Raw genomic sequence first — 26,212 nt, forward strand, 5'->3', positions numbered from 1 at the left:
GGGGCTTGATCTCGTCCCAGCTTTCCGGGTGTGGGATCAGCGTGGACGGGTAGGGCCGAGGACAACGGCTTGTCACAGCCAGACCCCGATCTCGAGGAGCCCTGATGTCCGCGAAAGAGCGCGCAGACCTGTCCGCCGTGCCCGCCCAGCAGCAGGAATGGCCGGGCACGTTCAGCAAGCTGGACCCGCCGGCAGATCACGGCGAGACGACCTGGGAGCCCCGGGGCCGGTTGAAGGGCCGGCGCGCGCTGATCACCGGGGGTGACTCGGGGATCGGTCGTGCCGTGGCGATCTCTTTCGCGAAGGAGGGCGCTTCGGTGGTGATCGCACATCTTCCGCAGGAGGAGGGCGACGCCGCGGAGACGGTCGCGCAGGTGGAGGCCGCAGGCGGGCGATGCTGGGCGGTGCCTGGTGATCTGCGTACGCACGCGGCGAATGTGGAACTGGCCGAACGTGCGGTGCAGGCGATGGGTGGGGTGGACGTCCTCGTCTGCAATGCCGCCTATCAGATGACCTACGACGGTCTGGAGAACTTCCCTCCGGAGCAGATCGAACGCACTTTCGCGACGAATGTGTTCTCCCCGTTCTGGTTGACGCAGGCGCTGGTGGAGGAGCTTTCCGACGGCGGGTGTGTCCTGGTGACCACGTCGATCCAGGCGTATTCGCCCAGTGAGCACCTGCTGGATTACGCGGCGACGAAGGCCGCTTTGAACAATCTGGTCGTGAACCTGGCGAGTGATCTGGGTGACAAGGGCATCCGGGTGAATGCGGTGGCGCCGGGGCCGATCTGGACGCCGTTGATCCCGGCGACGATGAGTGGGGAGAAGGTCGATTCCTTCGGCGCGGATACTCCGCTGGGGCGGGCCGGTCATCCGACGGAGGTCGCTGCGGCCTATGTCTTCCTGGCGTCGGAGGAGGCGTCCTATGTTTCGGGCACGGTGTTGGGTGTGACCGGTGGGAAGCCGGTCTTCTGAGCGTCGCTGCGGCGCAGGTTCGACGTCGGGCGGCCTGGTCTTCTGAGCGTCGCGCCGGCGCTGATCTTCGGGCGGGTCTCGGCGTGTCCGTGCGGTCGGTGGCGTCCGGGGTGGGAGGTTGGTCGTCGTGTGGTCGGCTTTTTTCCGGTCGGCGTTCTTCGCGTGAGATGTGCGTCGAGGGTGCGCGGCCGGCTTCTTCCACGGGTGCACGCCCTGGTCGGTGACGATCGGACGGCTGTTCCAGGGCGTGCACGCCGCCGTGCCGGGGCGGTTCTCGGTTCCTGGACGTCATTCGGCGCCACCCCCGGTTCTTCCCGACGGTGACGCCGACTGCTCGGAGATCCGCTGCTCAGGCGGGGTGTCGGGCTGGTTGAGGGTTCTCCACGAGCTCGGCGAGTCGTTTCAGGGTGGCGGCCATGGCGGGGGCGAACCGGTCTGGGAAGGCCGGTTTCTCGATGGTCCAGTGGGCGTGCATCGCGGTGGACCAGTCGTAGGTTTCCCGGACGAGGGTGCCGTCGTCGAGGGTTTCGAGTTCGTAGCGCCAACGGTGTCCGCCGACGAAGGGTTTGCCCCGGAATTCGCCGGTGGTCGCCCAGGCGATGAGTCGGGGTTCCTCGAATTCGACGACCTCGTTGATCGACCGGTAGGGGACGCGGCCCCATCGGCGCATCCCCATCGTGAACCGGGCTCCTGGGCTGAGCCGTCCGGGGCCGTGCGGTTCGCCGCTGACCATGTCGGAGCCGTCGATCAGGTGATGTTGGAAGGGGTCGGCGAGGACGTCGAAGATCGTCTGCCGGTCGGCATGGATGAGGCGTTCCACACTGCGTGACTGGAGACACCCGGCGGTGTGCGGCTGGGAGGTCGTCATGTGGCGACGCTACCCCTGTTTCCTGGAGGTTCGGCTGGAGGCGTCGATCGGATCCGGCTATGACTTGTCCGTGGGGGCTTCGGTGGCCTCTGTCAACGCCTGGACCAGGGCGTGTACGGCGGGGTTCTCGTCGGAGCTGAGCCGCCAGAGGGCTTCGACGGTGCGGGTCGGCGCGGGGTGCACGGGCAGGGCGATGAGCCCGTCGGGCAGGGGCGGGCGGGCGATGCGGGGGACGAGTGCGATTCCGGCGCCGGCGAGGACCAGGGCGATCTGGGTGGAGAAGTCGTCGATGCGGTGGCCGACGTGGGGTTGGGATCCGCGGGCGAACAGGCGGCGGAACCAGTCGTGGCAGGCCGTCCCGGGCGGGCTGGTCACCCAGGTTTCTTCGCGGAGGTCGGCGGCCGACACCTGGGCGTGGCCGGCGAGTCGGTGCCCGGCGGGGACGATGACGTCGCCGATGTCGGTGCACAGTTCCCGCAGGCAGGCCCGACGCAGGGGGCCGTCGGCACCGCGGACGGGCAGGGTCCGTGAGTCGTGGACGATGGCCAGGTCGGCGCCGCCGCTGGCCAGGACTGCCAGGGCTTCGGCAGGGTCGGCTTCGTCGATCCGCACGGTCAGGTCCGGGTGGTCGACGGCCAGGCGGGGCAGGGCGCGGGTGAGTAGGCCGCGGATGGCGGTGGAGAAGGCGACGACGTGCAGCGTCCCGGAGGCGTGCCGGGTACGGGCTCGTGCCGCGTGAGCTGCGCTCTCCAGGGCGGCGAAGACGTCGACGGATCGGGCGACGAGGGTCTCCCCGGCGGGGGTGAGGGCGACGCCGCGGCCGACCCGCACGAGGAGGGCGACGCCGATGCGGGCTTCCAGCCTTTTCAGTTTCTGGGAGACGGCGGAGGGGGTGAATCCGAGGATGTCGGCTGCGCCGGTGACCGACCCGGTTTCGGCGACCAGGGCGAGGGCTCTCAGCGAGGTGGGTTCGATCACCCCACCATTATGAAGCTCAGCTACCGAATACTGCACTGAATAAGTTGCTGGACTGGAATCTCAGGGTCGGAGATCATGACCCCATGACGCACACGCCCGCCCGCCCCTTCGGCTCCGTCCTCACCGCCATGGTCACCCCCATGCACCCCGACGGCTCCCTCGACCTCGAGGGCGCACGCGCCCTCGTCGACCACCTCCTCGCCACCGGCCACGATGGCATCGTCGTCAACGGCACCACCGGCGAATCGGCGACCCTCTCCGACGAGGAGAGCGTGCAGATGATGGAACTCGTCGTCGACCAGGTGAACGGACGCGCCCAGGTCGTCGCCGGCGTCGGCTCCAATGACACCCGGCACGTCCTGGAGATGACCGAGCGCGCGCAGAATGCCGGGGTCGACGGTCTGCTGTTGGTTTCGCCGTACTACAACAAGCCGACCCAGCGTGGGCTGGTCGCGCACTGCCGGGCTGTGGCCGATGCGTCGCGGTTGCCCGTCATGTTGTACGACATCCCTGGTCGGACGGGTATCCCTTTCACTTCTGAGACCTTGCGGGAGTTGGCGTCGCATCCGCAGATCGTGGCGGTGAAGGATGCCAAGGGGGATCAGTGGGCGGCGACGGAGCTGATGGAGCAGACCGGTCTGGCCTGGTATTCGGGTTCGGACGAGGACAATCTGGCTTATCTGGCTTTGGGCGCGGCCGGTGTGGTCAGTGTCGTCGGCCATGTGGCGGGGGGTCGTTATCGCGCTCTTGTCGAGGCGGTCGACGGTGGCGATCTGGCGGGGGCGCGGCGGATCCACCGGGAGCTGGTGCCTGCGGTGAATGCGATCATGCGCACCTCGCAGGGCGCCATCATGGCGAAGGCTGCTCTGGTCGAGTTGGGTGTCATCGAGCATGCCGCGGTGCGGATGCCTCTGGTCGAGTCCTCGGAGGCGGAGCTGACGGTTCTCCGCGAGGGCCTGGCGGCGTCGGGGCTGCTTGCTGCTGTGGAGTCCTGAGCGGGTTCGCGCGATCAGCTGGGTGGTGCCGCCGGTCAGGACCAGAGATCGGCGTTGTGCGTGGTGACCTTGGTGTAGTTGCCGGAGCTGGTTTCCGGCTGCGGCGCGCATCACCTTGAGTGAGGCACGCATTTGGCTGGCTCCGGCGGCCCATTCCTGCTGTGCTCGTGCTTGTGCGTCGGCTGCGGTGCCGTCCCAGATTCCCTGGAGTTTTTGGACGGCCGCGTCGAGGTCTTCGAGGGAGCTTTCGAGGTAACGCTCGAAGGTTTCCTCGTCCTAGCGGTGGTGCCTTGAGGGGGTGGGGTTGAGGGCGGGGGCTGTGGGTCGTGTGGAGGGGTGGGCTCAGGGCGAGGTTGATGTTGAATTTTTCGCGATTGTCGCGGATCTGGCTGGTGGTCCGACCGAGCTGATTACTCCTGGGGGTGAGGTTGCTTGGACGCGGTCGACCAGGTTGTACGGGCAGCCCGTCGGGCCGGCAGCGACTGCTGGGTGTCCGTTGGGGCAGGTTCATGATGAGGACACTGGCTGGATCTACAACCTGCACCGTTATTACGACCCAGACATCGGCCGGTATGCCACTCCAGACCCGGTAGGTATTACCGGCGGGGTTAATACCGCATAGCCCCGTTCTGAATCCGACTACGTGGGTTGATCCGTGGGGCCTGACACCGCAAGACTACAAAACCAATAAAAATGCTTCCAGCATTAAGCAGATGATGCGGAAAGCCGGCCCTGGGGAAAGATTTGGACTTCCGAATCGAGGGAAAATACGGTCCGTTCCCCCCCCGGGAGGGGGGGAAGCCACATAAGTCCCTTCCGTGAGGAGATCGAAATGGGCATCTTGACCGTTTCGATAATGAATGGATTGCGGGTCCCTCGCGGACTAAAGGAGGGCCATTCGAGTGGGATATTGAACTCTCAGAGAAGCTGAAGAAAATAATTGAATATCTGTCTCGCGATGGCGCTCATGTGAATGTTTCATTGAAAGGAATCGTGACTCATTGATGGTGGAGCCATTTAAATTTAATGAGATCATCATCACCAGTCGGAAAAATACTCCTCCTTCAGGGGCGGGTGGCCTCCCTTCTGGAATAGGTGTGGTTGTCGGTCGAGCTGAGGAGGATGGTGTCTGGTCTTATGCTGTTAGATATGGAGGAAGGGTCTACAGTGCTGATAGATCGGACCTGATACCTCTAGGGTATGTCATTGATAATATTTTCAGGCGAGGCGAGCGTGAAGATATACGTCAGCGAGCAGGGAGTCTCATTCGTAAGATCGTTTGACGTATCTCCCGCGTTTTTATTGGCATAAGTCGATATTCGTCGCGGTCGAAGCACGTTTTGTTTGATTGCAAGTTTTCTTCATGGGGATAGCGGAGCGGATCTGGCTCCCGGTGAATGTCCCCCCCGGGGTTGTCTGAGTGGGGGCGAGGACTGCTCTTGTCGTTGAGGAGAAGTGGCGGGGCTAGGTGTGCATCTAGCGAGGGAGTGCTATTTATTTTATTCTGGCAAGGGGTTGTGATCCATTAATAATGGAGCCGTTGAAGCTTTATGAAATTGTTGTCTCTGTCGATGTGGTTGTTCTGTCCTCCGGGCTGGGGGTGATCGTTGATCGTGTGGAGGAAAATGACGGGACCTGGGTATATGCAGTCGATTTCGCTAGGTCCGTGCATGCCGCCAGACAGTCGCAGCTTATTCCACTGGGAATGCTATCGATGAAATAGTTTTTAGCGGTAATGATGAGGATATTTGCCAGCGCATAGTGGACCTCATCCATAAGATCGAATGAAGCGAAAACGGCAGCAGGTGGTCGGCTCCAGGGAGCAGCTGATGATCGGCATGCGAGAAGCGCAAGGGACGGGGAAAAGCGAGGAAGTCCGGCCCTCACGCTCCCTCCCCGGCCCGGGATACCGATGAATCTGCTGCTGTTCAGTGCGTGTTCGCTCAGTTTGCGCCGGGCTCTGCCGAAAGGGGACCGTGCGCCCCGGACTGCCACCTCGGGCGCTCGTGGTCTGGGAACCCAGGGCCACCCCTACCGAGTTTCGCAGGAGCCCAGATGTACCAATCATCCGTGCCGGAGGAGACACAGGTCGGCGGACGGGGCCCCTCGTCTCACGGACGGCGGGTGGGTTTACGGACGAAGATCCTGTCGATCGGGCTGACCGGCGTGATCGTGGCGGCAGCCTTGACCATCCTGTCCATGTGGTCGCTCAATTCGATCGCCTCCACCACCAGCGAGCTCGAGAACTCCTACGAGACCAGGGCTCTGGTCGTCCGGGTCGACCAGCTGGTCTCCGAGCTGAACGGCCAACAGAACGCCTACGTGCTGAATATCCCCGCGCAGGGCGCTGCCGCGGTCGAGCCGAACAACGAATCCCGCAAGGCCTACCTGGACGCTATGACCGGGCTGAACGAACGGTTGAACTCTCTGCCGACCATGGTGCGCAGCGAGGACGGGCTGAAACAGGTCACCGAGATCCAGACCCAGGCGAAAGCCTTCAGCGCGAATGACGACAAGATCGTCGCCCTGGCGAAGGCCAACGGGGCGAACAGTTTCAAGGAAGCCTCGGAGCTGGCCACCACCGGGTCGGCCCAGTCGATGAAACCGTTGAGCGATGCCACGGCCAACCTGAACACCCTGGCGAAGAAACGGGTCGAGGACAGCCGGGCCAGCCTCGCCTCCGCACGCAACATGGCGACCTACCTTTCCCTGGGCATGGTGTTGATCGCCGGTATCGTCCTGGTCTTCCTGTCCCTGCGGGTCAGCGGGGCCATCCTGGCCGCCGTCCGTAAGGTCCTGCAGAGCGTCCAAGCGATGGACGCCGGTGACCTGCGAGTGTCCGCCGACGTGGAAAGCGTCGACGAGATCGGCGACATGGCAAGAGCCCTGGACCAGAGCCGGGAATCGATGCGGAATGTGCTCCGCAGGGTCGGCGAGGCCTCGTCCACAGTGGCCGCTGCCAGCGAAGAGCTCACGGCCACCGCCGGTCAGATGAGGGCCTCCGCGACCTTGTCCTCCGAACGCGCCGGTGCCGCAGCCGGGTCGGCATCCGATGTGTCGACCAATGTGCAGACGGTCGCCGCCGGCACCGAGGAGATGACAGCGTCGATCCGGGAGATCTCGAAGAACACCACCGACGCGGCCGGGGTCGCGGCCAGCGCGGTACAGGTCGCCGACCGCACCAATGCCACCGTCGCGAAGCTGGGCGATTCCAGCGTCGAGATCGGCAACGTCGTCAAGGTCATCACGACCATCGCGGAGCAGACGAACCTGCTGGCCCTGAATGCCACCATCGAGGCGGCCCGCGCCGGCGAGGCCGGGAAGGGCTTCGCGGTCGTGGCGAACGAGGTGAAAGACCTCGCCCAAGAGACCGCAAAAGCGACAGAGGACATCTCCCACCGGGTCGAACAGATCCAGATCGACACCGAGGCCGCGGTCGCCGCGATCAGTGAGATCTCCTCCATCATTGCCCAGATCAACGACACCCAGTCCACGATCGCCTCGGCGGTGGAGGAACAGACCGCCACCACCAACGAGATGAGCCGTAACGTCTCCGACGCGGCGGCCGGCGCCGGCCAGATCGCCGGCTACGTGGACGAGGTCTCCCAAGCAGCAGCCGACACCAACGGCGCCGTCGAGGACACCTCCGCCGCTGCCCAGGAACTGGCCTCACGATCACACGAGTTGCAGTCCTTGATCGGACGTTTCCAGTACTGACCCGCGGCGACGACGCCCGGTGGAGGAGGGGCGGCCCGACGGCCGCTCCTCCTCAGCCGTTCCCAGGACGGAAGACGAACGAGGCATGCCCGGTGACCCGGTGCGGGTCGTCCCCGGTGTCCCCGGAATTGCCGGTGTCGAGCAGCTCCGGGATCAGACGGTGTTCCTGTACGGCGAGGAGGAGACCGTTGACAGCGGCAGCGCCGTCGGCCTGTTCGGCGGTGAGTGCGCCCCTTCCGTCGAGGATCTGCCCGATGGTGACCTCGTCGACGGCCCGGGCTTCTTCCTGGCGCAGCGACCGGGACAGCTCCGAACTGGCCACGACCAAGGTCTCCGGACCGCCCCAGAGAAGGTTGAGCGCGGAGGCGACCTCGACGGGGGTGGCGCGCCCCACGGCGAGCGGGACCACGGTGAACTCGCCGAGCACTTCCTGCAGGAAGGGGAGCTGGACCTCCAGCGAGGTCTCCGCAAGATGAGGGCCGTCGTCGACGTGGACGACCTCGGGCATGGACGCGGTCAGGGCGCGGACGGCGTCCTGGTCGACGGGCACGTCACCGAGGGGGGTGGTGAACGTCGTCCAGGCGGGCAGGGTGATGCCTCGGGGCGGGTCCTGCCGGGCAGGGCCCAGGAGGACGACTCTCCGGACGGTGCCACGGGCGGTTTCGACGCGGGCGTAGGCGGCTGCCGATCCGTGGCCGCAATGGACGTAGGCGCTGTGCGCCACGAGGACGGCCTTCGGCGGAGGTTCGGGGTCGAGTGCCATATCGGCACGGCCCTCGGCGAGCTGCGATCTCATCAGATCGGTCAGCTCGCGTGCCTCTGCTGGATAGTGTCTGCCGGCTGCTACCGGCGGCCGGTTGGCGACCATGAGACAACGCTACCCACAAATGAGTTGGGTCTTTTACGGGTATGCTGCCCCTGACATCCCAATGCGGCCTGACTCGGGGTTGGCGTGCGTGGGGAGAACCGGACGGTGTGGGTGAGCCGTGTCGAGCCTCCCGGCTCCGTGGCTATCGCGTGAACACAGCGTGATCCGCCTGTGACATGTCGATTTCTCCCGATATCGACGACCTGGGCAGATGATCCTGTGATCGATACGTGACATCACAGTTGCGCAGCGAGCGCAACCACGGCCCTGGTCAGAGCGTCAGAGGGGGGACAGTATGTATTACGAGACTGGTTCAAGGGCAAAGGAACCACTATGAACGTCAAGACCTCCCGTTTCCTCCCCGGTCGACTCGGCCTGCTGGGAAAGGTGTTGGCTGTGACGACCTGTGCAGCCCTGGCCGCTGCCGGTTGCGGAAGTCGGCAGGTCTCGACCTCTGCTGTGGCGTCGACACCCTCTGCGTCGACGTCCTCCCCGGCTGCCGACGTCGCGGAGAACCCGCAGGGCCCGGCGACGACTGATGCGGCGGCGGGCGTCATGTCCGTGCAGAACCTGGCCGCTCCGGCAGGGCGACTCCTCGACGGGTTGGAGTGCCGGGCGAAGGTGGCCAGCACGGTCCGGCAGACCCTTTACGCCCACGAACTCAACGGTTCCATCGCCCGCATGGTCGAACGGCAGGGACAGTTCAGTTTCCAGCCGGTGCTCCTGGCCCGGGGTGGTGGCATGGGTGATGTCGGCAGCGGCATGGAGACCTTCGTCGCCACCGACCCCCAGGGGCGTCTGCATTACATCGAGGTCAGCATGACCCGTGACGACGCCGGTAAGGTCGCCAGCTCCTTGTTGACCACGGACGTGGTGCTCGGGGAGGGCTATGACAAGGCCAAGGCCTTGGGCGCTTCGGTGGCTTTCCACATCAACGGTGACCCGGAGATCTTCGTCGTCGACGCCAAGGGGCAGTTGCTGCGGTACGAGATGACCGCGGCCGCCCGGCAGATCAAACTGTCCGAACCGAAGGTCGTCGCCACCGGGCTGCGCAATGTCACGTCGATGAGCGTCGAGAGTTTCGACCTGGACGGCAATCTCGCGGTGGACGAGCAGGCTGCGACGCGGGTGCTCATCGTCGACGGGGACACCGTCAAGCAGACGATCGTCCTGCGTGACGGCACCCATGACGGCCTGACCCCGGTGCTCGGCCCGCACCCGGAGATCCGTGACGCCACGGCGATCACCCGGATGTGGTGCGCTCAGCCCGACGGTCCGATGACGGATCAGGGCGGGCTGGTGTTCTTCTGGAACACCGGCGGTGGTGTCATCTTCACCGGTACCTACACCCCGGCGGTGAAGAAACCCAATCTGGCCTATTCCACCCGGATCGACCCGGCGGTCACCGGGTTGCTCGCCGGCTGACGCTCCTCCGGGCTCTGTCTGAAGGTTCCTCGACCGTTCCCGGACGGTCGAAGCCCACCTGCCACTGGCCTGAGGTGCTCCCGGACGGCCAAGCCCCCACTACGGATACGGAACGGCGGTGGGCCGCCCACGCATTGCGTGGGCGGCCCACCGCCGTTCGTCCAGGACCTCAGACGGTCTTCGGCTCCTTGGAGAGCTGAGCCCGCATCTCGGTCGCGTACTGATCGGCGTTGAGCCCGACGATCAGGTGCAATGTCGTGTCGGTGATGTGGGCGATGCCCATGACACCGGCCGCCCGCAGGGCGTCCTCGTCGACCGGGGCGTTCTCCCGGATGACGATCCGCAGACGGGTCTCTCCGGCTTCCTCGACCTTGACGATATTGCTGCGGTGGCCGAGCGCTCCCAACCAGATCTCGACCTTCTGCGGGGCCTCGGGGTCGCGCAGCTTCGGCTGGACGGTCGTCGGTGCCTCGTAGACCACGTCGGCGACATCGGACTCGGAGAGTTCGGCGTCGTCACCGGCGGTGGCGAGGTACTCCTCCATGTCCGTCTTCAGGTTCTCCGAGCGGGTGCCGAAGATGGCCTGCATATTGCGGCCGACGAGCAGGACGCCGGCGGCGCCCAATGCCTTCAGCTTGGCCTGGTCGGCCCGGCTGACATCCTTCACCCCGACCCGCAGACGCGTGATGCAGGCGTCGAGGTCGGTGATGTTGGAACGGCCACCGAAGGCCAGGACCAGCTGGCGGGCGAAGTCGTTCGTCGATCCGCCGACGGCGGCGGTCTCGGCGACGGCGTCCTCACGGCCCGGGGTCTTCAGGTTGCGCCACTTGATCAGCGTGGAGAAGACCACGAAGTAGAGCACGAAGTAGATCGGGCCCACCAGGAGCACCAGCCACGGCTTCTGGTCCAGGGCGAAGTACAGCAGGTAGTCGATGCCGCCCTGGCTGAAGGTGTACCCCAGGCGTCCACCGAGCAGGAACATGATCGGGAAGCTCAGACCCGCCAGGATGATGTGCGCGACGTAGAGCAGCGGAGCCACGAACATGAACGAGAACTCGAGCGGCTCGGTGATACCGGTGAGGAAGGAGGTCAGCGCCGCGGAGAACATGATGGACCCGACCCGGACCCGGTTCTCCGGCTTCGAGGTCTTCCAGATGGCCAGCGCCGCGCCGGGCAGACCGAACATCTTGAACAGGAAGCCACCGCCGAGCACGCCGTACTCGGGCTTGTAGTAGAAGCAGTTCAACCAGCCGTGCAGCACGGTGCCATCGGGCTTGGTGCACTCACCCAGCTCGTAGAAGAAGGGTGCATTCCAGATGTGGTGCAGACCGAAGGGGATCAGCGAGCGCTCGACCGTTCCGTAGAGCCACACCGCGGCCCACGTCTGGCTGTTGGAGGCCCAGGCGCCGAAGGAGTTGATGCCGTTCTGGATGGGCGGCCAGACGAACGCCAGGACGACGCCGACCGCGATGGCGGCGAAGGCGGTCACGATCGGCACGAAACGCTTACCGGCGAAGAAGCCCAGGTAAGGGGGCAGGCTGATCCGGTAGTACTTGTTGAACAGGTACCCGGCGACCAGGCCGATGATGATGCCACCGAAGACGCCGGTCGAGATCGTGTCGATCCCGAACATGCTGAACGGCGGCTTCTGCTCCGCCTTGGGCAGTTTGTCGCTCAACGGGACGATGATGCCCCGGGCTTTCCCGATGACGCCCATCGTCGCGATCATGACGAGGAAGCCGACGGTCGCCGCCAGGGCCGACACGCCGTCGTTCTTCGTCATACCCAGCGCGACACCGATCGCGAAGATCAGCGGCAGTGCGGCGAAGATCGGGTCGCCGGAGTTCTGCATGATCTGGAAGAGCAGGGTGACCGCTTGGGGCACCTGCCATCCGTTGGTCTCGATGCCCTTCAGGGACGCCATTCCGACGCCCAGGAGGATACCGGCGACCGGGAGCACCGACACCGGGAGCATCAGGGACTTGCCGAGGCGTTGCATCTCGCCGAAGATCCGGGAACCGATCCCGGCCTTCTCGTCATTCGCCCCCGTCGAGCCGGAGGTCGTCTCCGACTGAGTGGCCATAGTGGACATGGCTCGTGTTTCCTTCCGGGTCAGTACTGCTCGTAGGGGACGAGTGCGCGCACATCGGCGGCGGTGTCCGCTGCCAGGGCCTGCGCGGCAAGCTCTCGGGAACGTTCGACGTTGAGGGCACGGACCTGCGCCTTCACCGTGGGGATGGCGGGGACGGAGACGGACAGCTCGTCCACCCCCAGGCCGACGAGGATCGCGGTGGCCTGCGGGTCGGAGGCCACGCCGCCGCAGACCCCGACCCAACGGCCGTGGGCGTGGGCTGCCTCGACGGTCTGGGCGATCAGACCCAGCACGGCCGGGTTGAGCGCGTCGACCTGCGGTGCCAGCGTGGGATGTCCCCGGTCCATCGCGAGGGTGTACTGGGTGAGGTCGTTCGTACCGATGGAGAAGAAGTCGCACTCGGTGGCGAACTGGCGTGCCATGACCGCGGTGGAAGGAACCTCGACCATGATGCCGACCGGCACCGGGTCGACGCCGAGCCGTTCGCGTTCCTCTTCCAGGACACCCTTGGCCGCGCGCAGGTCCTCGAGGGTGGCGACCATCGGGAACATGATGTGCAGCTTCGCGCCGGTGGTGGAGGCGCGCAGGATGGCGCGCAGCTGGGTGCGCAGTACGTCGGGACGGTTCAGTCCGACCCGGATGCCTCGTTCGCCGAGGAAGGGGTTCTCCTCGCGCGGCAGGGGCAGATAGGGCAGTGGCTTGTCGCCGCCCACGTCGAGGGTGCGGATGACCAGCGGCTGTCCGGGGGAGAGCGCTTCGGCAGCGGCCCGGTAGGCCTCGTACTGCTCGTCCTCGGTGGGCGCGGTGGACCGGTCGAGGAAGAGGAATTCGCTGCGCAGCAGGCCGACGCCCTCGCCGCCCACCTCGGCGGCGGTGCGGGCGTCCTGGGCGCTGCCGATATTGGCGACGACCTCGATGGCACGTCCGTCGGTGGTGACCGCAGGGCTGTGGGCCTCGGCGAGATCACGCTGTTTGCGTTCGGCGACGCGGGCCTGACGTTCGCGGATCCGGGCGACCTCGTCGTCGGTGACATTGATCCGCAGGGTTCCGGCGGCTCCGTCGAGGACCACGCGGGAGCCGTTGGCCAGCTCCAGGGCCTTGGCCTCGATGCCGGCGATGGCGGGGATGTCCATCGACCGGGCCAGGATGGCCACGTGGCTGGTCGCACCGCCGCCGACGGTGGCGAATCCGACGACCTTGCTGGTGTCCAGGGAGGCGGTGTCGCTGGGGGTGAGGTCTTCGGCGATGAGGATGGACCCCTCGACGATGACCGGCCCTTCGGCCTTGTGTCCGGTGAGTTCTTCGAGCACCCGGCGGCCGACGTCGCGGACGTCGTTGGCCCGTCCGGCGAGGATCTCGTTCTTGAGCCCGGCCAGGCGGTCGGCGTAGACGGTGTATGCGGCTCGCCAGGCGAAGGGGGCGCTCTTGCCCTTGTCGATGCCGGAGACGGCGATGTCGAGCAGGTCGGGGTCGGTCAGCAGGGCCTGGTGGGCCTCGAAGATCTGCGCCTTGTCGTCGTCGGCTTCCTTGGCCATCTTGTCGCGCAGCGACTTGAGCTGCACGGCGGCCCGGTCGAGGGCGTCGGTCAGGGCGCGGCGTTCGGCGTGACGGTCGTGGGCGAACTCCTCGACCTCGATCTCGTCCTTGCGGATCTGGACGACGGTGCCGACGCCCAGTCCGGGGGAGGCCGAGACGCCGAGCAGGACGTCGGGGTCTTCCGAGCGGCGACGGATGAGCGGCTCGCCGTAGGATGTCGCGGCCGTGGCCGGTGCGCTGACGGGTGCGGCGTCGGGGTCGTCGGGCAGTGCGGTGACCCCGGCTTCGCCGAGACCTTCGGCGATGGCGCGGGAGAGGTCCGCAGCGGCCTTGTCGGCGTCGGCCCCGGTGGCGCTGATCTGGACCTTGTCGCGCAGGCTGACCGACATCGCCATGATCGCCATCACGCTCTTGGCGTTGGCGCTCTCGTCGCCGCGGCGCAGCAGGATCTGCGATTCGAAGCGTTTGGCGGCGGTGGCCAGGGTGGCTGCCGGCCGGGCGTGCAGGCCGGCCGGGTTGGGCACGAGCACTGCCGGTGAGGTGACGGTGCGTCCGGTGGGCTCGGCGCCGGCGCCGTCTGCGCTGTCGCCTGCGGCGAGGGTGATGGTGGCGACGACGTCGTCCCCGGCCTGCACGATGCCCGTGACGGGTTCGAAGGTGGCGATCCGGTCGGAGTTGGCGATGACGACCTGGGTGAGCAGGCTCTTGGCTTCGACGGCGATCTTGTCCATGTCGAAGTCGATCAGCGGCTGGCCGACCGTGACCTTGTCGCCCAGTTCGACGCGTGCGGTGAAGCCTTCACCGCGCATCTGGACGGTGTCCAGGCCGATGTGGAGCAGGATCTCCAGGCCGTCTGCGGTGCGGACGGTGACGGCGTGCTGGCTGGGGTGTATGTGGGCGATCTCGCCGTCGCACGGGGCGAGCAGGCTCGAGGAGAGCGGGTCGATGGAGATTCCTTCGCCGACCATCTTCTGGGCGAAGACCGGGTCGGGTACCTGCTCTATGGGGACGAGCACGCCTGAGACCGGCGCTATGAGGCGCAGGCCAGGTGCAGAGGACGGTGCAGTCGTCATGTCCACCTCCTTGGGAACGGCGGACGTGCGGGATTCGCTCACACGATCCGCTGCAGTGGGGTCCGGGGTCGAACAGATGCTTGCAGACGCGTCCCTAAAGACGAAACCCGGGCTGCCGCCTAAGCCGTGGGTGGGGTGTCCCCGGAACTGTCCAAGGACACCCCGCGCTGAGAATTTTGCTGTACAGCAAGGCCATTCGACGCAATTTCGAGGCTTATGAGGGTTTTCGGGACCAAGGGCGGATTTCGCTGGATGGTCACATGTCGCGTCCGAATTGTGTGCCATCTCCCGGCGTGGGTCCGGGCCTCTTCTCGGCGGCGCGCCGGGCAGCCGAGGGCCTGGTCCGGAGTGACAGTGGACCACAGGGAAATTAAAGTGAAAAATCCGAAATGTCTCTAGTCGTGTCCACATCAGTCCCCGTGCAGGAGGACCCATGGGTGTGCTCTTCAGCCCTTGTCTGAGCTTCGACGGCACCTGCCGGGAGGCGATGGAGTTCTACCGGGACACCTTCGGTGGCTCGCTCGAGTTCGCCACCTTCGGCCAGTACGGTGCGGTGCACGGTGAGGGGGCGGAGCGGGTCTTGCACAGCCACCTCATCACCTGTTCGGGTTTCGTGTTGACCGCGGTCGATTCGTTGGAGTCCGCGGGTCGGCCCGCTCGGCCCAACGGACAGCTCTCGCTCACCGGCCCGCGGGGTGAGGAGATGTCGGGTTATCTCGAGCGGCTGTGCGACGGGGGGCAGATCGTCGAACCCTTCCGTTCCCAGCCCTGGGGGGACGAGTTCGGCACGGTGGTGGATCGCTACGGCGTCGTCTGGACGATCAATGTCGGTGCGAACGACGCCTGACGGGCTGTCCGGCGTGGGCATTCCTCCGGCGCCTGTTCTGCAGGGGCTCCGCGGCGCAGATGTCATTGGGGTTGACCAGGGGACAGCGCGAGGTGGAGAGGCATCCGCAACCGACGCAGTAGTCGAGGCTGTCCCGCATGGCGGTCAGCTGGTCGATGCGCTCCTGGAGTGATTTCTGCCAGATGCCGGTGAGATATTTCCAGTCGCTCTCGGTGGGTACGTCGTTCTGGGGGAGATGGTCGAGTGCTTTACGGATGTCGGCCAGGGACATGCCGAATTGCTGGGCGGCCTTGATGAAGGCGAGCCGACGCAGTACATGTCGCGGATATCGACGTTGATTGCCGCTTGTCCGATATGACGTGAGAATGCCTTGTTCTTCGTAGAAGCGCAGCGTGGGAACAGGGACCCCCGAGCGTTCTGAAATGTTGCCGATGGGCAACATGTCGTGCATGGTCAACTGGCGTGACATGAAGAAATCCTAGCGGGTTCGGCCCTGTGACCTGTGTTGCGCAAAGGATAAGAATGAATGAATTATCGCGGTCGCCCGTCAGCTGCGGGCGCCGGAGACCGCCACCCGATCCAGAAGAGCATCCAGCTCCGCCCGCATGTTCCGGGCAACCGCCTCCGGGTCCGGTAGCAATTCTCGGGCTGAAAGAATACCGATCTCCAGTTTCCCGTCGTAGCTGATCGCATGGATGAACAAGTACACCGGCGGGCAGATGATCGTCCGGGCGTACAAATGTTCTACCTTGCGTCCGCAGAAGTACAGCGGCGTCTTCGAACCACGCATCGTCGAGACCGAGAGATTCTGGGTCGGCGGGATGAGATGGAAAGGCCGCGAACCCGCGAAAGCCATCGCCGCCGACACCATTCCCGGCAGGAGCAGATCACCCAGATCGGAGAGCACATCCCAGGACGCCCGCGAGCGGTGCAATCCGCCCTTGGCCTGACTCGACCGGGCGTGCACCGCGGTGAGCCGCTCGACCGGATCGTCCAGCTGCACCGGAAGATCGACCCAGATCGCGGTGAACGCATTGCCGCTCGCCTGCCCGCCGTCCCCGTCCGGGCGCGTCCGCACGCTCACCGGGCAGGTGGTCACCAACGGCCGGTCCGGGATCTCGTCGAAATCTGCCAGGTAGGTGCGTAACGCCCCGCTGACCACGGCGAGGATCACATCGTTCACCGTCGCCCCCGGGTGCGCCCGGCGCGCAGCCTGCACCTCGTCGAGCGGCAGACTCAGCACGGCCATCGCCCGACCGGTGTCCTTGATGTGCCGGTTGAACCGGGTCACCGGCGGATGATCGGTGAAGGACGGGACGAACGGTGGACGCCTCGTCGACCGGGCGACACCCCCGGAGTCGGACGTTCCCGCGGCTCCGCCCGGTGGTGATGCCATGTCTCCCCCGGGAAGTCGGTTCCTCAACTCGCGGGTCGTCCGGCTCATCGCACGCGGAGCCACCCTCGTCAGGACCCGGGCGATCCGCATACTCGTCCGTGCGGTGATCACGGCCCGCTGCGGGATCTCCCCGGCCGCCCGCACCAGGGCGGGCGGCTCGTAACCTGATCTCGGCCCGGCGAAGGGGCCCGGTATGCCGGCGGAAGGCGCGGCGACTCCCCGGGTCGGTGCCGACGAGCGAGCCGTCTGCGCGGCCGGTGCCGACGGCGGGTCGGTCTCGAAGATCGACTGGTAGAGATGCATGAACCCCAATCCGTCGGTGAGGGCGTGGTGCCCGCGCAGGATCAGCGCGCTCCTCCGGTCGGCCATGCCGTGCACCAGCCATACCTGCCACAACGGCCGGGATCGGTCCAAGGGCTCGGCGGTGAGGTCCAGGACGAGATCGAGCAGGTCGCGTTCGGTGCCTTCCCCGGGGCAGAAGATCTCCTGGACGTGGTGGTCGAGATCGACCTGGGCCTCGTCGACCCATTTGTCCTCGCCGATCCCGAGGGGGGCCTGGGAGACCCGCCGGCTCAGGTAGGGGGCTTCGGCCAGCACCCGCACGATGGTCAGCCGGACGTCGTCGTAGGTGAGTTCGGTGTCCCCGGCGGGTTCGAGCGTGGTGATGCCGACGACATCCATCGGGAAACCGTCGCGTTCCAGGCGCAGGAAGATGCGCTCGGTGCTGGTCATGGATTTCATGCGGGTCTCCAGGACTCGTCGATGAGGCTACGCCAGAGAGTATCCCGGTGCGTCCGAGAGGAATCCGATCGGGTTCCGTGGTCGGGCGGGCCTGCCGAGGCGATCAGCGGACATCCACCCAGCCGGGCGGCGGTAGCTGGGCCGCCTGCAACAGGGCCGGGGAGGGACGGTCCGGCAGGGTGCGTCGTCGACAGGGGGTGCCGACGAGAGCGCCGAAGGAGGAGACGGCGACGACCGATCCGACGACGGACAGGGCGACGGACGACCCTGCGGAAGCGGCGAGCCAGCCGATACCCACGGCAGCCAAGGTCATCAAGGCGATGTTCACGCTCTGGGAAGCGGTGACCTGCCGGGCCAGGAGAACAGCAGGGACGTAATTCTGCCGCCACCCGGCCCGGATCATGTTGCCGCAGACCACCCCGCAGCCGATCAGGAAGGTCCCGGCCAGGAGGTGCGGCAGGTGCGGATCGCCCGGTGTCCAACGGGGGAGCAGGAGCCCGCCGATGCCGACCAGCGGGTAGAGCAGCATGATGCTCTCGATGTCGCCCAGCGCGCGACAGATCCGTGGCGCCAGGGCCACCCCGGACAACGAGCCGAGGGCCTGCGTGGCGACCGCAAGCCCGGCCTGGGCCGGGTCCAACCCCAGGTCGCGCACCAGCACCAGGACCATCAAGGTCTGCAGGCCGGTCAGCCCGGCATTGGAGACCGCGCCCTGTACGGAGAAGAAACGCAGGTAGGGGTCGTGGAAGGTCACCCGCCACCCGGCACGGACCTGTCGCATCGCCTCCGCGCAGGCGGTGCCCGGCATCGGCGGGTTCCGCGGGGCGGGTAGACGGAGCAGGGCCACGGCGGACCCGAGATGCGAGCAGATGTTGATCGCCACGACGAAAGCCGGGGCGAGGACGGCTGCGGTCAGCCCGCCCAGAGCGGGGCCGACGATCTGCGTGGTCGATTCGGCACGGGTGAGATCGTTGTTGGCCATGCCCAGCTCGCGCCGTCGGACGAGCCCGATCACGAGTCGGGGATATCCGGCGCGGAAGAGGACTGTGGCGAGGGCGACCGTCACCGCAGCGACCACCAGGTGGGCGATGTACAACCGGTGCACGGCCCAGGCGATCGGGATCGTGGCCAGGACGAATGCGGCGGCCAACTGCCCCATCGCCATGGTGCGACGGGAGTTGCCCCGATTGACCGCTACGTCCAGGGGGAGGCCGAGCAGGAGCCAGGGGAGCCAGACGGCGGCGTTGAGCAGTCCGATCCATACGGGTGAGGCCTGTAAGGGCAGGACGGCGATCAGGTTGAGCAGGAAGGCGGTCAAGCTGGTGCCCAGCGAGCTGAGGACGCCACCGGCCCAGAAGATCCGGTAGCGCTGGTTGTGCTGCAGAGGCGGGGTCATCCCCGGGCCGCTGCGTCTTCGCTGCGGGTGGCGTCCACGGCACCACAGTAGGGAGGGTGCCTGGTATGTACAAGAAGTCCGTGATGTCTGGAAGGTCAGCAGGGGCGGGCCGTGGGCGCATTCCTGACCGTCTCGCCCGGGTCGCGTACGGCCACCCCGTCGAGGACGCGGGCGATCCGGGACATCAAGGACGGTTCCAGGCGCATCCCGGCGGCCTTCGTCGACTCGGCGAGCTGGTCAGGGCGGGAGGCTCCCACGATGGCGGCGGCGACCCCGTCGTTCTGCAGGACCCAGGCCACGGCGAGTTGGGCCATGGTGAGCCCGGCTTCGTCGGCCAGGGGGGCCAGGCCTTGCACCGCGGCGAGGATCTCCGGGCGCATCCACCGTTCGATCATGCCCTTGGTGTCCTCATGGGCGGCGCGACTGCCTGCGGGTGGCGGCGATCCCGGGGTGTACTTGCCGGTCAGTACCCCTTGGGCCATCGGCGACCACACGATCTGGGAGATGCCCAGTTCGGTGCAGGTGGGGACGACTTTGTCCTCGATCACCCGCCACAGCATCGAGTACTGCGGCTGGCTGGAGATCAGGTGGATGCCCAGCTGTTCGGCCAGGAGGTGTCCGGCGCGGATCTGCTCGGCCGTCCATTCGCTGACCCCGATGTACAGGGCTTTTCCGGCCCGGACGATGTCGGCGAAGGCCTGCATCGTCTCTTCCAGAGGGGTGTGTTGGTCGTAGCGGTGTGCCTGGTAGAGGTCGACGTGGTCGGTGCGTAGTCGGCGGAGGGAGGCGTCGATCGACTCCATGATGTGCTTGCGGGAGAGGCCGCAGTCGTTGGGTCCGCCGGGTCCGGTGGGCCAGTAGACCTTGGTGAGGATCTCCAGGGATTCGCGGCGTTCGCCGTCGAGTGCTTCGCCCAGGATGCTCTCGGCTCGGGTGTTGGCGTAGACGTCTGCGGTGTCGAAGGTGGAGATGCCGAGGTCGAGTGCTGTGCGGATGCAGGCCAGGGCGTCGTCGTGGTCGATCTGGGAGCCGTGGGTGAGCCAGTTCCCGTAGGCGATTTCACTGATTTTGAGACCGCTTTTCCCGAGATGTCGGTATTCCATAGCTGGACTGTAACTCTTTGGGGTTCTGTTGTTTTCGTGGGAGCGTCGGCCTTTCTGAGGCTGCCTGACGGACGCTTGACCAGGGTAGTTAGCCAAAGTCATTACTTGAACTAATCAAATCTTGGCCCTACCTTGGAAGTACAGAGAGCCCCACCGGAGAGTTCTCATACCTCCACTCGGCCAGAGCAACTACCCCGGCGCCCCACCGCCTCGAGGGTCACCCCCACCAACTCACCCGGAAGACACAAGGGGAATCCCATGCCCGACCGCTGCGCTCACTGCCTCCACCACCCGCGACCGCACCGGAGCCTGCGCTCCCGCTGCGCCCGGCACGTCGTCCACACCGCCGACCGCGCCCGCCCCGACACCCGGCGCCGCCCGGCACCACCGCTGACGGCCGCCGGCGAGAACCTCAGCTACCCACGAGGCCGCGCGAAGACACGATCACCCTTCGCGCACTGCGGACGACACTGAGGGTCACCGCTGCGACGGAGGGCTGACCTCGCAGCAGACGACCCCGGTGCGCGCACCGTCCGGCGATGCCCGACCCGCGCCCGAGGGCACCCCGGTGCCCACCGCGCGCCAGGGCATCGCCGGACTTTCCACGACCGACCACCCGGCGGGCCCCTCCACTGGCAGGATGCCCCCATGTCGCCACCCTCCGCCGGACGGCCCACCACCCCCGACATCTCCGAACTCGGCGCCCTCGAACTGGCCGCAGCACTCCGCCGCCACGAGCTCACCGCCACCGATGTCGCCCGGCGCACTCTCGAACAGATCAGCCGACACAACGACCGGATCGGCGCATTCGTCCACGTCGACGAGCAGCACACCCTCGAGCAGGCCCAAGCTGCAGACGATCTCCTACGCGAGCACCGGAAACGTCAGGACGCCGACCCCGCCCGGCTCCCGCCCCTGCTCGGCGTTCCCTGCCCGGTCAAAGACCTCACCCCGGTCGCCGGGATGCCCTGCACCTTCGGCTCCGCAGCCATGACCGGCTTCGTCCCGGACAGCGACGACGGCGTCGTCCGACGACTCCGCCGGGCCGGAGCACTCGTCATCGGCAAGACCACCACACCCGAATTCGGCTTCCCCTGCTACACCGAGCCCGACATCGCCCCGCCGGCCCGCACCCCCTGGGATCTCAACCGCTCCGCCGGTGGATCCTCCGGTGGCGCTGCTGCCGCCGTCGCGGCAGGGCTCGTCCCCATCGCCCACGGCAGTGACGGTGGCGGCTCCCTGCGCATCCCCGCCTCGGCCTGCGGCCTCGTCGGGATGAAAGCCTCTCGTGGGTTGATCAGCCCAGGACCGTCGAATGTCGACGGGCCCGGCCTGGCCACCCACGGCGTCCTCACCCGCACCGTCCGGGACACCGCGCTGGCCTTCGATCTCCTCCGCGTCGGCTGGCCCGGGGACGTCTATCGGATGCCCGCGCCGCGCACCACCTATCTGGATGCCTGTGAGCGCCTCCCGGGGTCGTTGCGGATCGGGGTGCTGACCGAGCCGGTCATCGCCGACTGCGAGGTCCATCCCGGCCCGTTGCGCGCTGTCGAACGGGCTGCGGCTCTGCTGCGCGATCTCGGGCATCGGGTGGTCCGTGCGCCGCGTCCCTTCCCTCGCGAACGGTGGGCTGCTTTCTCCGCCATCTGGTCGGTGCTGGCCCTGTCGGTGCCGCTGCCGCCCGGTGGTGAGGAGCGGCTGGTGCCTCTGACGAGGTGGTTGCGCGGGTGTGGGCGTGAGGTGAGTGGGGCGGACTATGCGGCGGCGCTGGCCTCGACCCAGCAGCTCGCTCGGGAGGTGGCTCGGTCCTGGTCGGACTTCGACGTGGTGTTGACCCCGACCCTGGCGAGGCCGCCGGCCCCGATCGGCGCGCTGCGCAACGATCGGGATCCGGCGGCGGATTTCGCGGATCAGTGTGCCTTCACCCCGTGGACCAGCATCTACAACCTGTCGGGTCGTCCGGCGGTCAGTCTTCCGGTGCACCGGGAGTGTGAGGACGGTGTCGAGCTGCCTTATGGCGTGATGTTGGGTGCGGGGTTGGGGGAGGACGAGTTGTTGCTCTCCCTGGCTGCTCAGGTGGAGGCGGCGGATCCGTGGCCGGGGCCGGTCACCCCTGGTCGGGGAGGGAGCCGATGATCCGTCCGGTGATCCGTTCGAGGGCGGCGAGGTCGTCGGCGTCGAGGACGTCGAAGAGGTGTCGGCGGACGGCGGCGACATGGCCGGGTGCCGATTCCCGGATGCGTTCACGGCCGGTGTCGGTCAGGCTGACGAGCTGTCCGCGGGCGTCCTCGGGGCAACACCGGCGTTGGATGAGTTTGCGTTTCTCCATGCGGCCCAGGTGGTGGGAGAGCCGGCTGCGTTCCCAGCCGGTGAGATCGGCCAGTGCGCTGACGCGGGAAGTCTCGTCGGGGGCTTCACTGAGGACGACGAGCACTTCATAATCGGGCATGGAGAGACCGGATTCGTTGATCAGGTCGCTGCCCAGGGTGCTCTGAAGCCCTTTGGTGGCGGTGAGCCAGCTCCGCCAGAGGCGCTGTTCGTGGGCGGTGAGCCAGCGGGGCTCTGGGGACGTCTTTTCGGTTGTGGGGTGACCTGTGTTTTTTCCGGGTCGGGGGCTCGTCGTCATGACCCCATCTTACGAGATGGTTGACATGTCACTCAATGCATCCCTAAAGTAGTTGACACGTCAACCACTTAGGTGGCCCGAAACCCTGAGGAGAACCCGATGACCACGCTGAACCAGCTCGCCGGCACCTACACCATCGACCCCGCCCACTCGCGCATCGGCTTCGTCGCCCGCCACGCCATGATCACCAAGGTCCGGGGCTCCTTCGACGAATTCACCGGTTCGGCCACCACCGGTGCAGAACTCTCCGACGCCTCCGTCCGCATCGACATCCAGGTCGCCAGCATCGACACCCGCAATGCGGACCGCGACGGCCACCTGCGCACCGGTGACTTCTTCGACGTCGAGCAGTTCCCTGTGATCACCTTCGCCTCGACCGACCTCGCCGCGGCCGACGAGAGCACCCTGCGGGTCACCGGCGACCTGACCATCAAGGGGGTCACCCGGTCGGTCACCATCGACTTCGACTACGCCGGAGCGGCCCAGGACCCCTTCGGCAACGAGCGCATCGGCTTCGAAGGCTCCACCGTGATCAACCGCAAGGACTACGGCCTCAGCTGGAATGCAGCCCTGGAGACCGGTGGCGTGCTCGTCTCGGAGAAGATCACCCTCGAGTTCGAGATCTCCGCGATCAAGAACTGACCGGTTCTCCTCGGGTCGCTCGGGCCCGGCCCGATCCCCTCATGGCGGTGTGCCCCTACTGCTTCGGCAGCAGCGGGCGCACCGCCATCCGTCGTCCGGAAGCATCTGCGGTCGTCGCCCCCGGTGCGGGTGCCGGGCGGGTGTCGACCAGGTCCGACGGCGCCAGCTCGCTGAGGACGGCGGCGATCCCCTCGTCGTCGTGACCGTGGGTGATCACGTCGGCGACCGCCTTGACCGCAGGGGTGGCATTACCCATGGCCACGGCCAGCCCGGCCGCCTCCAACATGGGGATGTCGTTGTCGTGGTCGCCGAAGGCGATCACCCCTCCCATGGGGATGTCGGCATAACTGCACCACCGGCGCAGGGCGGACCCCTTGGTGGCGCCGTGGGCGGTGATCTCGATATAACTGCCCGAGGCGAAGGAGAACTCGACCTCGTCGCGCAGTCGGGCCCGGATCAGTCGGACCAGGGCTCCCAGTTGCTCGCCGCCGTGGCAGACGATGGCGTCGGGGGCCTGGTCCAGGACGTCCAGGTCGGGGGTGGGGACGATCTCCAGGTCGTTCTCCCGGGCCTGGGCGATGACGCTGGGGTTCTGGGGCTGGGGGGTGTAGACCTGGTTCCCGTGGCACCACAGGATGACCAGGTCGTTCCGGCTCCGGGCGATCTCGGCGACCCGCCGGGCGGTGGCCAGGGGAATGGTGCTGCGGGTCAGGGTGCGTCGGCTGTCGGCCTCGACGACGTAGGCGCCGTTGTAGCCGGCCAGGATCATCCCGGTGGGGTTGAGTTCGCAGCGTCGGACGAGCCGGTGCAGTCCGGCGACAGGGCGTCCGGACGCGAGCATGACGATCAGCCCTCGTGACTGCGCTGCGGTGAGCCAGGCGCGGGTGCCGGGCAGGATCTCCAGGGAGCTGTTGAGGAGGGTGCCGTCGACGTCGCAGACGATGAGGCGGTGATCCATCATGGGCAGACACGTTATTGCCTCGGGCCCACAACCGTGGGGGCCGCCCTGGCCGGCGGCATCGGGTAAGGGTGTTTTGGGCTGTTTAGTCGGGCTTGGTTCCACGGGCTCTGAATTTTTCCTGAAGCCGGGCTGTTCATGGGCTGCTATTTTGTGTATAATTTGTTCCCGAAGACTTCAGCTCGCGGAGTCGTCGACGCGGTCGATGCATGGTGAGCTCGGGCGCGTCCTGATCTGGATGCCCTGTTGAAGAAGGACAATCCGCCTGTTGGGATCGGGGAGATCTCGACCGGTGTGCGTCCGTCCCGCATTCCCGTCCTGGTGATCGTCGGAATGTGACGTGGCGTCCGGGATCGCCTTACTACTCGGAGTCTTCTTCGCCCGAAGCATCTTGTCCGTGACGCTCGCCTCCTGCGGGCGGTCGGCGGCGGTGCCCGTGGCTCTTCGGATGCGTCATGCATCGGCCCGCTCACTGTCAGGAGTGGGGGCTCTCTCGTGGGTCGATCCCGGGTGGATCTGCGAGAGGGGAACGATCGAACGCATCGAATGCCATAGGGGGCGTCCATCACTTTCATAGACTTTACAAATTTCAATCCTGGTTTCGATTCGACTAATCTATTGAAAGTCGCCGATCCGCGATTGCAGCATTCGAAAGGTTTCGACATGAAGTGCACTGCCCTCGTCGTGACATCCCTGCTCACCGGAGGTATGGCTGTTGGCGGAGTCGTCGCGGACCCTGTCGTGAGCAGCGCCCCGGCGCGCATCGCCGCACTCGCCAATGCACCCCAGGTCCGAGTTCTCACCGTGCAGCCCGTCGGATCCATCCCCGAGCCGGAGCGCCTCGCCCTCAAGCGGATCGTCAACCCCGTGTCGCTGCCGAGCCTGGAGGACTCGGACCGGTCGTCCGGCGGTGGTCCGGCCTATGCGCCCCGTGCCACCGGCGAGCACGTCGACGGCCCGGCCTATGCACCCCGTCGCTGATCGGGGATGTGTCGCTCGACGGTGCGATCGTCCGGCCTCTCGTCATCGACGAGGGGCCTGGTCGGCTGACGGTACCCATTCCGCGAGTCATAATTTTGCATTACTAAAACTATAAGGTTTGATGATTTGGTCGAACGATAGGTGACCCCCGGCACCGGCGCCCGCCCCGCCCGGGAAAACCCACCGGATACCGGGAGTACGACCATGAAGACCTCATCAGTCCTGGCGGACGACGCCATCGCACGCACCTCCTACGACCCGGACCTGCCCATCGAAACCGCCCTCGCCCCCGCACTGCGCCTGCTCCAGACCCAAGGCTGCCCCGGCGACGACACCTCGCTCCGCACCCTGACGAGGGCCGTCTCCGACACCGGCCTGCTCGACATCGGCCTCGACGCACTCCTCGCCGACGCGCGCGGCGGAACCCCCGCGCAAGCCGACGCCACCCGTGGCGCGAAAGCGCTCTTCGACGCGGCAGTGGCCGATATCGCAGCGCTCTGCCCGACCGCGGCCCGCTATCTGCGCGACCAGCGCGATGTCATGGAGATGCTCGCCACCGGTCGACCGACCATCGCCAACGAGCGGCTGCTCCACGCCCTGCGTCGCGGCACGGTCACCGTCGTCCTGCCTGCCGGAGGACAAGCGCCCCTGCCCGGTGAGCTCCTGCCCGACGGAGGTGTCCGGATCGCCCAGGTCGACCTCCCGGTGCACGGCTCGCCACTCGGCGCAGCCCTCATCCTGACCGTGCGCCTGCCGGACGGCACCAGGACCGTCGGATGGACCGGGCTGGTGTCCGGGCAGGTCATCCCGGTCACCGACTGCGGCGGCGACGAGTGGTGCGGACGGATCTCCTTGCGCGAGTGCACCATCGGGCCGGACGAAGTGATCGGAGCATATGAAGACGCCTCGGGAGCGGTCGAATGAGTGCCTAGGGACACGCCGGGAAGCCCATAAAGATATATCTATCGACATATCGCGATAGGTCGTCGCATGATG

Annotated in this window: 21 protein-coding genes and 2 pseudogenes; 11 read left to right on the plus strand and 12 right to left on the minus strand. The window is 66.6% G+C overall.

The window, feature by feature from the left end:
• Positions 1-104 precede the first annotated feature (104 nt).
• Positions 105-974 carry an SDR family oxidoreductase gene (locus AUCHE_RS14055; protein WP_006503988.1) on the plus strand — a complete coding sequence of 290 codons (870 nt, stop codon included), beginning with the start codon at positions 105-107 and terminating at the stop codon, positions 972-974.
• 349 nt (positions 975-1,323) lie between these two features.
• On the opposite strand, the gene AUCHE_RS14060 is transcribed toward AUCHE_RS14055, so the two are convergent.
• Both AUCHE_RS14060 and AUCHE_RS14065 read right to left on the minus strand, forming a co-directional pair.
• On the minus strand, positions 1,324-1,842 hold the full coding sequence (locus AUCHE_RS14060; RefSeq protein ID WP_006503989.1) for an SRPBCC family protein: 519 nt from the start codon (positions 1,840-1,842) through the stop codon (positions 1,324-1,326).
• Between the two features lie 57 nt (positions 1,843-1,899).
• On the minus strand, positions 1,900-2,820 hold the full coding sequence (locus AUCHE_RS14065) for a LysR family transcriptional regulator (RefSeq protein ID WP_006503990.1): 921 nt from the start codon (positions 2,818-2,820) through the stop codon (positions 1,900-1,902).
• An 83-nt stretch (positions 2,821-2,903) separates the two neighbouring features.
• Between AUCHE_RS14065 and dapA the strand changes: the two genes are divergently transcribed.
• The gene (gene dapA, locus AUCHE_RS14070; protein WP_006503991.1) at positions 2,904-3,815 is read left to right on the plus strand and encodes a 4-hydroxy-tetrahydrodipicolinate synthase; all 912 of its coding nucleotides are present in this window, start codon (positions 2,904-2,906) and stop codon (positions 3,813-3,815) included.
• A 111-nt stretch (positions 3,816-3,926) separates the two neighbouring features.
• On the opposite strand, the pseudogene AUCHE_RS17945 reads toward dapA, so the two are convergent.
• Positions 3,927-4,055, minus strand: a pseudogene (locus AUCHE_RS17945) (WXG100 family type VII secretion target); the annotation flags it as partial.
• Between the two features lie 88 nt (positions 4,056-4,143).
• Between AUCHE_RS17945 and AUCHE_RS17625 the strand changes: the two are divergent.
• From AUCHE_RS17625 to AUCHE_RS14075, 3 genes and pseudogenes are all read left to right on the plus strand, one after another.
• Complete coding sequence (locus tag AUCHE_RS17625; RefSeq protein ID WP_245706945.1) at positions 4,144-4,437, plus strand: RHS repeat-associated core domain-containing protein; 294 nt, start codon at positions 4,144-4,146, stop codon at positions 4,435-4,437.
• A gap of 212 nt (positions 4,438-4,649) precedes the next feature.
• Positions 4,650-4,820, plus strand: a pseudogene (locus AUCHE_RS17950) (polymorphic toxin type 17 domain-containing protein); the annotation flags it as partial.
• Positions 4,821-5,870: 1,050 nt separating this feature from the next.
• Positions 5,871-7,532 (plus strand): methyl-accepting chemotaxis protein, encoded by a 1,662-nt coding sequence (locus tag AUCHE_RS14075; RefSeq protein ID WP_006503994.1) that lies wholly within the window; start codon positions 5,871-5,873, stop codon positions 7,530-7,532.
• 52 nt (positions 7,533-7,584) lie between these two features.
• On the opposite strand, the gene amrB is transcribed toward AUCHE_RS14075, so the two are convergent.
• Complete coding sequence (gene amrB / locus AUCHE_RS14080; RefSeq protein ID WP_006503995.1) at positions 7,585-8,400, minus strand: AmmeMemoRadiSam system protein B; 816 nt, start codon at positions 8,398-8,400, stop codon at positions 7,585-7,587.
• Between the two features lie 333 nt (positions 8,401-8,733).
• Between amrB and AUCHE_RS14085 the strand changes: the two genes are divergently transcribed.
• On the plus strand, positions 8,734-9,825 hold the full coding sequence (locus AUCHE_RS14085; protein ID WP_006503996.1) for a hypothetical protein: 1,092 nt from the start codon (positions 8,734-8,736) through the stop codon (positions 9,823-9,825).
• A gap of 169 nt (positions 9,826-9,994) precedes the next feature.
• Here the strand turns inward: AUCHE_RS14085 and ptsG are convergent, their stop codons facing one another.
• Both ptsG and ptsP read right to left on the minus strand, forming a co-directional pair.
• The gene (gene ptsG / locus AUCHE_RS14090; RefSeq protein WP_006503997.1) at positions 9,995-11,917 is read right to left on the minus strand and encodes a glucose-specific PTS transporter subunit IIBC; all 1,923 of its coding nucleotides are present in this window, start codon (positions 11,915-11,917) and stop codon (positions 9,995-9,997) included.
• Positions 11,918-11,937: 20 nt separating this feature from the next.
• Complete coding sequence (gene ptsP / locus AUCHE_RS14095) at positions 11,938-14,526, minus strand: phosphoenolpyruvate--protein phosphotransferase (protein WP_006503998.1); 2,589 nt, start codon at positions 14,524-14,526, stop codon at positions 11,938-11,940.
• Positions 14,527-14,959: 433 nt separating this feature from the next.
• On the opposite strand from ptsP, the gene AUCHE_RS14100 reads away from it, so the two are divergent.
• On the plus strand, positions 14,960-15,373 hold the full coding sequence (locus tag AUCHE_RS14100; protein ID WP_006503999.1) for a VOC family protein: 414 nt from the start codon (positions 14,960-14,962) through the stop codon (positions 15,371-15,373).
• Here the strand turns inward: AUCHE_RS14100 and soxR are convergent.
• The 4 genes from soxR to AUCHE_RS14120 all read right to left on the minus strand — a co-directional run bounded on the left by soxR (position 15,348) and on the right by AUCHE_RS14120 (position 20,009).
• On the minus strand, positions 15,348-15,842 hold the full coding sequence (gene soxR / locus AUCHE_RS14105; RefSeq protein WP_006504000.1) for a redox-sensitive transcriptional activator SoxR: 495 nt from the start codon (positions 15,840-15,842) through the stop codon (positions 15,348-15,350). The genes AUCHE_RS14100 and soxR overlap by 26 nt on opposite strands.
• A gap of 78 nt (positions 15,843-15,920) precedes the next feature.
• On the minus strand, positions 15,921-17,510 hold the full coding sequence (locus AUCHE_RS14110) for a wax ester/triacylglycerol synthase domain-containing protein (RefSeq protein WP_006504001.1): 1,590 nt from the start codon (positions 17,508-17,510) through the stop codon (positions 15,921-15,923).
• Between the two features lie 103 nt (positions 17,511-17,613).
• Positions 17,614-18,906: an MFS transporter gene (locus tag AUCHE_RS14115; RefSeq protein WP_006504002.1), complete on the minus strand. Its 1,293-nt coding sequence runs from the start codon at positions 18,904-18,906 to the stop codon at positions 17,614-17,616.
• Positions 18,907-19,001: 95 nt separating this feature from the next.
• Positions 19,002-20,009, minus strand: a complete 1,008-nt coding sequence (locus tag AUCHE_RS14120; RefSeq protein ID WP_006504003.1) for an aldo/keto reductase family protein — start codon at positions 20,007-20,009, stop codon at positions 19,002-19,004.
• 648 nt (positions 20,010-20,657) lie between these two features.
• Here AUCHE_RS14120 and AUCHE_RS14125 point away from each other — a divergent pair.
• The gene (locus AUCHE_RS14125; RefSeq protein ID WP_006504004.1) at positions 20,658-22,145 is read left to right on the plus strand and encodes an amidase; all 1,488 of its coding nucleotides are present in this window, start codon (positions 20,658-20,660) and stop codon (positions 22,143-22,145) included.
• On the opposite strand, the gene AUCHE_RS14130 is transcribed toward AUCHE_RS14125, so the two are convergent.
• A complete protein-coding gene (locus tag AUCHE_RS14130; RefSeq protein WP_006504005.1) occupies positions 22,117-22,635 on the minus strand; it encodes a MarR family winged helix-turn-helix transcriptional regulator in 519 nt (172 codons plus the stop codon). The genes AUCHE_RS14125 and AUCHE_RS14130 overlap by 29 nt on opposite strands.
• Before the next feature lie 99 nt (positions 22,636-22,734).
• On the opposite strand from AUCHE_RS14130, the gene AUCHE_RS14135 reads away from it, so the two are divergent.
• Positions 22,735-23,277, plus strand: a complete 543-nt coding sequence (locus AUCHE_RS14135; RefSeq protein WP_006504006.1) for a YceI family protein — start codon at positions 22,735-22,737, stop codon at positions 23,275-23,277.
• A 55-nt stretch (positions 23,278-23,332) separates the two neighbouring features.
• Here AUCHE_RS14135 and AUCHE_RS14140 read toward each other — a convergent pair whose 3' ends face one another.
• The gene (locus tag AUCHE_RS14140; RefSeq protein WP_006504007.1) at positions 23,333-24,238 is read right to left on the minus strand and encodes a Cof-type HAD-IIB family hydrolase; all 906 of its coding nucleotides are present in this window, start codon (positions 24,236-24,238) and stop codon (positions 23,333-23,335) included.
• Between the two features lie 660 nt (positions 24,239-24,898).
• On the opposite strand from AUCHE_RS14140, the gene AUCHE_RS14145 reads away from it, so the two are divergent.
• Together AUCHE_RS14145 and AUCHE_RS14150 are read left to right on the plus strand one after the other, a co-directional pair.
• On the plus strand, positions 24,899-25,216 hold the full coding sequence (locus AUCHE_RS14145) for a hypothetical protein (protein WP_006504008.1): 318 nt from the start codon (positions 24,899-24,901) through the stop codon (positions 25,214-25,216).
• A gap of 204 nt (positions 25,217-25,420) precedes the next feature.
• Positions 25,421-26,140: a hypothetical protein gene (locus tag AUCHE_RS14150; RefSeq protein WP_006504009.1), complete on the plus strand. Its 720-nt coding sequence runs from the start codon at positions 25,421-25,423 to the stop codon at positions 26,138-26,140.
• Positions 26,141-26,212: the final 72 nt, after the last annotated feature.

This window comes from Austwickia chelonae NBRC 105200, assembly GCF_000298175.1.
Lineage (GTDB): Bacteria > Actinomycetota > Actinomycetes > Actinomycetales > Dermatophilaceae > Austwickia > Austwickia chelonae.

What these genes read in the sequence shown, in the direction of transcription:
- AUCHE_RS14145 (WP_006504008.1), top strand. Translation starts at nt 24,899, where the DNA reads ATGAAGTGCACTGCCCTCGTCGTGACATCCCTGCTCACCGGAGGTATG.
- ptsP (WP_006503998.1), bottom strand. Translation starts at nt 14,526, where the DNA reads ATGACGACTGCACCGTCCTCTGCACCTGGCCTGCGCCTCATAGCGCCG.
- amrB (WP_006503995.1), bottom strand. Translation starts at nt 8,400, where the DNA reads ATGGTCGCCAACCGGCCGCCGGTAGCAGCCGGCAGACACTATCCAGCA.
- AUCHE_RS14100 (WP_006503999.1), top strand. Translation starts at nt 14,960, where the DNA reads ATGGGTGTGCTCTTCAGCCCTTGTCTGAGCTTCGACGGCACCTGCCGG.
- AUCHE_RS14115 (WP_006504002.1), bottom strand. Translation starts at nt 18,906, where the DNA reads ATGACCCCGCCTCTGCAGCACAACCAGCGCTACCGGATCTTCTGGGCC.
- AUCHE_RS14055 (WP_006503988.1), top strand. Translation starts at nt 105, where the DNA reads ATGTCCGCGAAAGAGCGCGCAGACCTGTCCGCCGTGCCCGCCCAGCAG.
- AUCHE_RS14135 (WP_006504006.1), top strand. Translation starts at nt 22,735, where the DNA reads ATGACCACGCTGAACCAGCTCGCCGGCACCTACACCATCGACCCCGCC.
- AUCHE_RS14140 (WP_006504007.1), bottom strand. Translation starts at nt 24,238, where the DNA reads ATGATGGATCACCGCCTCATCGTCTGCGACGTCGACGGCACCCTCCTC.
- AUCHE_RS14130 (WP_006504005.1), bottom strand. Translation starts at nt 22,635, where the DNA reads ATGACGACGAGCCCCCGACCCGGAAAAAACACAGGTCACCCCACAACC.
- ptsG (WP_006503997.1), bottom strand. Translation starts at nt 11,917, where the DNA reads ATGTCCACTATGGCCACTCAGTCGGAGACGACCTCCGGCTCGACGGGG.
- AUCHE_RS14110 (WP_006504001.1), bottom strand. Translation starts at nt 17,510, where the DNA reads ATGAAATCCATGACCAGCACCGAGCGCATCTTCCTGCGCCTGGAACGC.
- AUCHE_RS14075 (WP_006503994.1), top strand. Translation starts at nt 5,871, where the DNA reads ATGTACCAATCATCCGTGCCGGAGGAGACACAGGTCGGCGGACGGGGC.
- dapA (WP_006503991.1), top strand. Translation starts at nt 2,904, where the DNA reads ATGACGCACACGCCCGCCCGCCCCTTCGGCTCCGTCCTCACCGCCATG.
- AUCHE_RS14085 (WP_006503996.1), top strand. Translation starts at nt 8,734, where the DNA reads ATGAACGTCAAGACCTCCCGTTTCCTCCCCGGTCGACTCGGCCTGCTG.
- soxR (WP_006504000.1), bottom strand. Translation starts at nt 15,842, where the DNA reads ATGTCACGCCAGTTGACCATGCACGACATGTTGCCCATCGGCAACATT.
- AUCHE_RS14120 (WP_006504003.1), bottom strand. Translation starts at nt 20,009, where the DNA reads ATGGAATACCGACATCTCGGGAAAAGCGGTCTCAAAATCAGTGAAATC.
- AUCHE_RS14060 (WP_006503989.1), bottom strand. Translation starts at nt 1,842, where the DNA reads ATGACGACCTCCCAGCCGCACACCGCCGGGTGTCTCCAGTCACGCAGT.
- AUCHE_RS14125 (WP_006504004.1), top strand. Translation starts at nt 20,658, where the DNA reads ATGTCGCCACCCTCCGCCGGACGGCCCACCACCCCCGACATCTCCGAA.
- AUCHE_RS14150 (WP_006504009.1), top strand. Translation starts at nt 25,421, where the DNA reads ATGAAGACCTCATCAGTCCTGGCGGACGACGCCATCGCACGCACCTCC.